Below are 7,951 nucleotides of genomic sequence, written 5' to 3'. Positions count from 1 at the left end.
ACCACACTCGCAGTTCCCCGCCGCCGCCGTTGCCAATCGGGCCCGGCGGCGTTACTTTGGGTGGCGTGATTATTGCAAGCAGCCACGCGACTTCCTCCCCATCGGGGCACCTGACTGCCGGCGTCCTCGGCGTCATCCCGGCCCGGCTGTCTTCGCAACGCCTTCCCAGCAAACCGCTGCACGTGCTCGCCGGCAGGCCGCTCATCGAGTGGGTCTGGCGCCGCGTCGTGGAATTCGGTCTGTTCGGCGAGGTGGTCGTTGCCACGGACAGCGCGCGGGTGGCGGAGACGGCGCGCGCCTTTGGGGCCCGCTGCGTGATGACGCGTGATGATCACCCCTCGGGCACGGACCGCGTGGCCGAAGTGGCGCGGCTGCCGGAGTACGCGGCGTTCGACACCATCGTCAACGTGCAGGGCGACGAGCCGTTCGTCCGCCGCGACCACCTGGAGGCGGCCATCCATCTCGTCCGCGACGGGGGATGGGACGCGGGGACGGTGGCCACGCCCATCCGCGACGCGGACGAGTGGAAGGAGCCCAGCATCGTGAAGGTGGTGCGGGCAAGCGACGGGGGCGCGCTCTATTTTTCCCGCGCCCCCGTCCCTTTCGTGCGCGACGGCGAGCCCGCCGCGGACGACCTTGCCGCCGGGCGCTTTTTGCGCCACGTGGGCATCTACAGCTACCGGCGGGACGCCCTGCTGCGCTGGGTGGCGCTGCCGGAGGCGCCCCTGGAGCGCCTGGAAAAGCTGGAGCAGCTGCGGCCTCTGGCGGCCGGGCTGCGCATTGGCGTGGCCGTGGGCGCGCCGGCGGAGGGCGGGGTAGACACCCCGGCCGACGCCACGCGCGCGGCCCGCATCCTGGAAGAGACGTACACTGCCACCACAGAGGCACGGGCATGACCGCGATGAACACGACCCCCACCAAGTACATCTTCGTGACCGGCGGGGTGGTTTCTTCGCTCGGCAAGGGGATCGCCGCGGCGTCCATCGGGCGCCTGCTGGCCGCCCGGGGGCTGCGCGTGACCATCCAGAAGTTCGACCCCTACATCAACGTGGACCCGGGCACGCTCAGCCCGTTTCAGCACGGCGAGGTGTTCGTCACCGACGACGGCGCCGAGACGGACCTGGACCTGGGCCACTACGAGCGCTTCGTGGGCGAGTCGCTGTCGCAGGCGAACTCCATCACCACGGGGCGCATCTACCAGGACGTGATCCAGAAGGAGCGCCGCGGCGAGTACCTGGGCGCCACGGTGCAGGTCATCCCCCACATCACGGACGCCATCAAGGGCGCCATCCGCCGGCTCGCTCCGAATCACGACGTCGTCATCACGGAGATCGGCGGCACGGTGGGCGACATCGAGTCGCTGCCGTTCCTGGAGGCCATCCGCCAGTACCGCCAGGAGGTGGGGCGCGAGCACACGCTGTTCGTCCACCTCACGCTCATCCCGTACATCGCCGCGGCGGGCGAGCTCAAGACCAAGCCCACGCAGCACTCCGTGCGCGAGCTGATGGAGATCGGCATCCAGCCCGACATCCTCATCTGCCGCAGCGAGCATCCCATTCCGCCGGAGATGCGCCGCAAGATCGCCCTGTTCACCAACGTGGACGTGGCCAGCGTCATCGAGGCGGCGGACGTCAAGAGCATCTACGAGGTGCCGCTGGAGTACGCCAAGCAGCGGCTGGACGAGCAGGTGTGCCACAAGCTGGGGCTGCAGCACACGGGCAAGCCCGACATGGCGCAGTGGGAGCGCCTGGTGGAGCGCATCCGCCGCCCCAGGAACGGCACGGTGAACATCGCCGTCGTGGGCAAGTACGTGGCGCTCGTGGACAGCTACAAGTCCGTGCAGGAGGCCCTGCACCACGGCGGCATCGCCAACGACGTGCGGGTGAACATCGACTGGCTCTCGTCCGAGGACTTCGAGAACGGGCAGAATGCCGACAAGCTGAGCGGCTACCACGGCCTGCTCATCCCCGGCGGGTTCGGCGTGCGGGGCGTGGAGGGGATGCTTTCGGCCATCCGCTGGGCGCGCGAGAACGGGCTGCCCTTCTTCGGCATCTGCCTGGGGCTGCAGACGGCCATCATCGAGTTCTCGCGCGGGGTGTGCGGCCTGGAGCAGGCGCACTCGGCGGAGTGGGAGCGCGACACGGCGGACCCCGTCATCTGCCTGATGGACAGCCAGCGCCAGGTGACGGACATGGGCGGCACGCAACGGCTGGGCGCGTACACGGCCCGCCTGGCGCCCGGCTCCAAGTCCGCCGAGATCTACGGCTCGCAGGAGATCAGCGAGCGGCACCGGCACCGCTACGAGGTGAACAACGCGTACCGCCCGCAGCTGCAGGAGGCGGGAATGCGCATCAGCGGCACGTCGCCGGACGGCAACCTGGTGGAGATGATCGAGCTGCCGTCGCACCCGTGGTTCGTGGCCACGCAGGCGCACCCGGAGCTCAAGTCGCGCCCGGACCATCCGCATCCGCTCTTCGCGTCCTTCGTCGGCGCCGCCATGGTCCGCCGCGACGGCGAGGAGCAGACGTCGCTCGACCGCGACCTGCGGCCGTCCGCCGCCGCGCCGTCCGCCCCGGCGGAGGAGCCCTCCGAGCGCGCCGCGGGGGTCAGCGCGTGAGCACGACGGTCCAGGGGAACGAGGGGACGGACGTGCATTCCACCGTGGCGGACGGGTTCCGGCTGGGCGGATCGTTCTTTTTGATCGCGGGCCCGTGCGTGCTGGAGGACGACCGGCTGAACCTGACGGTGGGCGAGGCGCTGGCGCGGCTGTCGGCGGACCTGCGCCTGCCCATCGTCTTCAAGGCCTCGTTCGACAAGGCCAACCGCTCGTCGCCCGGCTCGCCGCGGGGACCGGGCGTGGACGAGGGGCTGCGCAAGCTGGAGCGCGTCCGCGCCCAGACGGGCCTTCCGCTGCTGACGGACGTCCACCTCCCGGAGCAGTGCGCGCCCGTGGCGGAGGTGGTCGACGTGCTGCAGATCCCCGCGTTCCTCTGCCGGCAGACGGACCTGCTCGTCGCCGCGGGCGCCACGGGGCGGGCCGTCAACGTCAAGAAGGGGCAGTGGATGGCCCCGCACGAGATGCGCGGCGCCGCCAACAAGGTGCGCGGCGCGGGCTCCTCCGCCGTGGCCGTGACGGAGCGGGGAACGTTCTTCGGCTACGGCAACCTGGTGGTGGACATGCGCTCGTTCGCGCTGATGCGCGAGGCGTGCGAGGCGCCCACGATCTTCGACGGCACGCACAGCGTGCAGCGCCCCGGCGAGGGCGGCGGCATCAGCGGGGGCGAGCCGCGGCACATCCCCACGCTGGTCCGCGCGGCCGTGGCGGCGGGGTGCGACGCGCTCTTCCTGGAGACGCACCCGGAGCCCGCGAAGGGATTGAGCGACACCACCAACATGCTGCCGCTGGACCGCCTGCGGCCGCTGGTGGAGGAAGTGCTCGCCCTCCGCGCCGCGCTGGGACTGGAGGCCGCCCGTGTCTGAGACGATGCCCATCGCGCCGGAGCTGGCGAAGCGCATCCGCCTCGTGGTCTTCGACGTGGACGGGGTGATGACGGACGGCGGCGTCTACCTGGGCGCCACCTCCAGCGGCGAGAGCGTGGAGCTCAAGCGCTTCGACATCCAGGACGGCCTGGGCGTGCAGATGATGCGCACGGCCGGCCTCAAGGTGGCCATCGTCACGGGGCGCACGTCCGAGGCCGTGCGCATCCGCGCCGAGGAGCTGCAGATGGACGACCTGCACCAGGACCGCACGGCCGACAAGCTCAACGCGCTCACCACCATCCTGGAGCGCCAGGGCGTCTCGTGGGAAGACACGGCGTTCCTGGGCGACGACCTGCCGGACCTCGTCGTCCTGCGCCGGGTGGGGCTTCCCGCCGTCGTGGGCAACGCCACGAGCGACGCGCGCGCCTGCGCCGTGTGGCACGGAACGAAGCACGGCGGCCGCGGCGCCGTCCGCGAGTTCGCCGAGGCGCTGCTCAAGGCCCGCGGCCAGTGGGCCGACGCCGTCGAGGCGTACGTGCGCGAGCGCGAGCAGGGCCGGTAGGATGAGCGCCCACGTCATGGACCCCGCCGAAGCCGCCGCCGAGGGCGCGCTTTCCCTGGAGGAGACGCTGCGCCGCGCGCGCCGGGTCATCCGCCAGGAGGCGCAGTCCGTGGCGGCCCTGGAGGACCGCATCGGGGACGCGTTCGCGGGGGCCGTGGAGGCCATCCTGGCGTCGGACGGCCGCGTGATCGTGGCGGGCATCGGCAAGAGCGGCATCATCGGCCGCAAGATCGCGTCGACGCTCACGTCCACGGGCACGCCTGCCACCTTCCTGCACCCCGTGGAGGCGCTGCACGGCGACCTGGGGATCGTGGGCGCGGGCGACGTGGCCATCCTGCTCAGCAAGAGCGGGGAGAGCAGCGAGCTGCGGGGGCTGCTGGAGTACCTGGGCCGGCTGGGCGTGCGCGTGGTCGCCCTCACGGGGCGCATGGACTCGTCGCTGGCCCGCCACGCGGAGTGGGTGCTGGACTGCTCCGTGGCCGAGGAGGCCTGCCCCCACGACCTGGCGCCCACCTCGTCCACGACGGCGGCGCTGGCCATGGGCGACGCCCTGGCCGTGGCGCTGCTCCTTCGCCGCGGCTTTGGCCGCGAGGACTTTGCCCGGTACCACCCCGGCGGCGCGCTGGGCCGCCAGCTGCTGCTGCGCGTGCGCGACGTGATGGTGGACGGCGACGTCCCCGTGCTGCCGCCGGACGCGACCATGCGGCAGGCCGTCGTGCTGCTCGCGGAGCGGCGCGGAACGGTGGCCGTGGTGGACAACGCGGGGCTGCTCCTGGGCGTGGTGACGTCCGGAGATTTGACAAGGTTAATGGAACGGGAGGAACACTTTTTCCCAATCTCCGTATCCGAAGTGATGACCCGGACCCCCCGAACCGCCGAGCCGGACCAGCTCGCCGCCGCCGCCGTGGGCGTGATGGAGCGCGCGGGCGTGATGGCGCTTCCCGTCGTGGACGGAGAGGGGCGGGTGGTGGGGATGGTTCACCTTCACGACCTGATGCGGGCGGGAGCCGTCTAGATGCGGATGCGGAACGTTCTGTGGATCCTGGCCCTGGCCGTCGTGGCCGCGTGCGAGCAGCCCCAGCCCTCGGGGCCGGTGGCCAACGACGCGGACAGCAGCCAGCGCACGTACGGGATGAACCTCAAGCTCTCCGAGGGCGGGGTGCTCAAGGCCGACCTGTACGGCGACACGGCGTTCCAGCGTCCCGGCAACGCAAACGTCACGGAGCTGCGCAACGTGCGCCTTACGTTCTATGACGCGCAGGGCAAGAAGCCGGGCACGCTCACCAGCAAGACGGGCGAGTACGACGTGACGACGGGGGTGATGGTGGCCCGCGGCTCCGTCGTCCTCATCACGCACAACGACCGGGGCGAAAAGCGCACGATCCGCGGCGAGGAGCTCCACTACGACCAGCGCGGCGACCGCGTGTGGAGCGAGCGCGAGACCCTGGTGCAGGAGGCCGACGGGCGCACGCTGGTGACGCAGGGCTTCACCAGCGACACGCGGTTCACCAACATCCAGGGCAAGAACTCCAAGACCACGGGCGTGCAGGTGAACCAGGCGGGAGGGGGACTGTGAGGGGCCTTCGCCGCCTGCTCCCCGTTCTGCTCGCCCTCGCCGCGCCGCTGTTCGCCACGGCGCAGGCGCGCGCGCAGAACAAGTGCGACCTGATCTACCAGCAGGGCACCTGGGTGTCCGTGGGCGCCGAGGGGCAGCGGGTAATCAACGCCAGCGGTCCGCTCCTGGTGCGGTGCAGCAACGGCGAGGAGCTGCGGGCCGACAGCGCCGTGCTGTACGAGGCCATCAACGAGGTGCACCTGTTTCGCCGGGTGGACTACCAGGACCCGGGCCGCTCGCTCACGTCGGACTACGCCACGTACAACGGCAACACGGGCCGGCTGTGGGCCACGGGGAGCGTGGTGTTCACGGACAAGAACCGCGGCTCCACCCTGCGCGGACCCAACCTGGAGTACTTCCGGGCCGCGCCCGGCCGGCCGGACCCGCAGGCCATCGCCACGGAGCGACCGCACCTCACCGTGGCGCCCCGCAGCGGCCGGCAGCGCGACCCCATGGAGATCGACGCCGACCGCATCACCACCGTGGGCGAGAACTACGTCACGGCCACCGGCAACGTGGTGATCGACGGCAAGCAGATGGACGCCTGGGCCGACGAGGCGTACTACGACGGGTCGCAGGAGCGGATGGAGCTGCGCCGCAACGCCCGCGCCCAGGGCGAGCGCTACGACCTGCGGGGCGACTACATCGAGGCGGACCTGGCCGAAGGCGCCCTGGAAAAGGTGCTCAGCCGCGGCAACGCGCGCCTGGTGGAAGAGCGGATGCGCGTCACGGGCCCGCAGCTGCAGCTGTTCTTTGCCCGCGACTCGCTGCAGCGCCTGGTGAGCGGCCACGGCCCCACCGGCGACAGCACGCGCTCCGTGGCCCTGGCCCGCGGCTTTCGCATGGAGGCCGACTCGCTCGAGGCGCTCACCCCCGGGCAGCGCATCCGGCAGGTGATCGCCATCGGCACGGCGGAGGGGCAAAGCTGGGACACGCTGCAGGTGGCCGGCCCCAGCCCCCGCGACACCGTGGGGCCCGACTCCGTGTCCGGCCTGGGGCTGGAGGACCGCGACCTGATCTACGCCGACACCATCGTCGGCTGGTTCCGCGCGGACTCGGCGGGCGCGGACTCGGCCCGGACGGATTCCGCCGCCGCCGGACCGCGCGTCCTGGGCGACTCGGCGCGGGCGCCGGCGCAGCGCGACACCACGGGCAGCGTCGAGCTGGAGCGTATGCTGGCCTGGGGAAGCGCGCGGTCGCTGTACCGCCTGGCGCCCAGCCGGGAGGACGCGCGGAACCCCACGGCCAGGCGGGGCATCAACTACGTGATCGCCGACACCATCGACCTCTCGTTCTTCGAGGGCGACGTGGACGTGGCCAACGTGCGGGGCCTCAAGCGCGGCGTGTACCTGGACCCCGTCCAGGCGCGCGACAGCACGCGGGCCGACACCCTGCCGCCGGACAGCGCCGCCGTGGCCGCCGGCTCGGCATCGACGCCGCCGACGACCGTCGCGCCGGCGGACGCCGACCTGCCCACGGACCCGCGCGCCCCGGCGCCGACGCCGGCCCCCGCGCAGGCCGCGCCCGCGACGACCACCGCGCCCGAGCGGCGCCCGGCGGCGGGAGGACGGCGGTGAGCGGCGCGTTCGGGCCGCTGGTCGAGGCCACGGGCGCGGGGGACCTGAGCAAGCTCATCGCCCTGCGCGCGCTGGTGGACCGTGCCAACGGCGACGGAAGCGTGGAGCGCGCCAACTGGCTCACGGGCGTGCGCGAGGAGTACCGCCGCTGGTACGCGCGGCACACCCCGCACGGCCACCCGGAGAACTTTCCGGCGGACGAGACCGTGCGCTACCTGGACGAGCACATCGTCCGCATCCTGGCCGGCGACGGCGTGCTGGAGCCCGTCGTCATCCCCGGGGCGGACGAGGGGACGGACGGCGCGGGCGAGGTGCCCTGGCACGCCGTGCGACTGAGCACCTGGGCCGCCGCGGAGGTGGACGGCGGGCGGGACCGGGTGCTGGACCTGCTGGACGCGAGGATACGAGCCATTCTGGACCACACCCACGACGCCGGCCCGTCCGGCGCCGCCTCCACGGTGGACCTGCCGCCGCCCCCCGCCCTGGACGCGCCCGCGCCGGTGGACGGACTCGCCGCGCCGGACGTGCACATGGGTGGGACGCGCGAGGACGCGTATCGCCCGGGCGACATGCTGGTGCCCGGCGGCGCCACCCTGGCCGCGAAGGGGCTGGTGAAGGTCTAACGCAAGCGCCGCGTGGTGAACGAGGTGGACCTGCAGGTCTCGCAGGGCGAGATCGTGGGGCTGCTGGGGCCCAACGGCGCGGGCAAGACCACCA

General features: G+C 72.3%; 9 protein-coding genes. All 9 read left to right on the top strand.

Translation table 11 applies throughout. From position 1 onward, the window contains the following. The first annotated feature begins 65 nt into the window (after positions 1–65). Complete coding sequence (kdsB, locus tag VFZ20_RS28755; RefSeq protein ID WP_329687413.1) at positions 66–896, top strand: 3-deoxy-manno-octulosonate cytidylyltransferase; 831 nt, start codon at positions 66–68, stop codon at positions 894–896. A 5-nt stretch (positions 897–901) separates the two neighbouring features. After that, positions 902–2,617: a CTP synthase gene (locus tag VFZ20_RS28750; RefSeq protein ID WP_349264143.1), complete on the top strand. Its 1,716-nt coding sequence runs from the start codon at positions 902–904 to the stop codon at positions 2,615–2,617. Further along, positions 2,614–3,480, top strand: a complete 867-nt coding sequence (gene kdsA, locus VFZ20_RS28745; RefSeq protein ID WP_329687410.1) for a 3-deoxy-8-phosphooctulonate synthase — start codon at positions 2,614–2,616, stop codon at positions 3,478–3,480. The genes VFZ20_RS28750 and kdsA overlap by 4 nt, the downstream gene beginning before the upstream one ends. Then, complete coding sequence (locus VFZ20_RS28740) at positions 3,473–4,042, top strand: HAD-IIIA family hydrolase (protein ID WP_329687409.1); 570 nt, start codon at positions 3,473–3,475, stop codon at positions 4,040–4,042. The genes kdsA and VFZ20_RS28740 overlap by 8 nt, the downstream gene beginning before the upstream one ends. Position 4,043: 1 nt before the next feature. Beyond that, positions 4,044–5,057 (top strand): KpsF/GutQ family sugar-phosphate isomerase, encoded by a 1,014-nt coding sequence (locus VFZ20_RS28735; RefSeq protein ID WP_329687408.1) that lies wholly within the window; start codon positions 4,044–4,046, stop codon positions 5,055–5,057. A gap of 6 nt (positions 5,058–5,063) precedes the next feature. Then, positions 5,064–5,618, top strand: coding sequence for an LPS export ABC transporter periplasmic protein LptC (lptC, locus tag VFZ20_RS28730; protein ID WP_329687407.1), 555 nt, complete (start codon positions 5,064–5,066; stop codon positions 5,616–5,618). Beyond that, positions 5,615–7,234 (top strand): LptA/OstA family protein, encoded by a 1,620-nt coding sequence (locus VFZ20_RS28725; RefSeq protein ID WP_329687406.1) that lies wholly within the window; start codon positions 5,615–5,617, stop codon positions 7,232–7,234. Before lptC ends, VFZ20_RS28725 begins: the two co-directional genes overlap by 4 nt. Beyond that, entirely contained in the window at positions 7,231–7,857 is a 627-nt protein-coding gene (locus VFZ20_RS28720; protein WP_329687405.1) for a hypothetical protein, read from the top strand. The genes VFZ20_RS28725 and VFZ20_RS28720 overlap by 4 nt, the downstream gene beginning before the upstream one ends. A gap of 12 nt (positions 7,858–7,869) precedes the next feature. Continuing rightward, positions 7,870–7,951, top strand: an 82-nt coding sequence (locus tag VFZ20_RS28715; protein WP_329687412.1) for an ATP-binding cassette domain-containing protein, incomplete at its 3' end; no start/stop codon positions are given.

It is taken from the genome of Longimicrobium sp., assembly GCF_036280135.1.
GTDB lineage: Bacteria > Gemmatimonadota > Gemmatimonadetes > Longimicrobiales > Longimicrobiaceae > Longimicrobium.
Note: the sequence above shows the minus strand (reverse complement) of the source record. Positions and strands in the feature narration are given on the sequence as shown.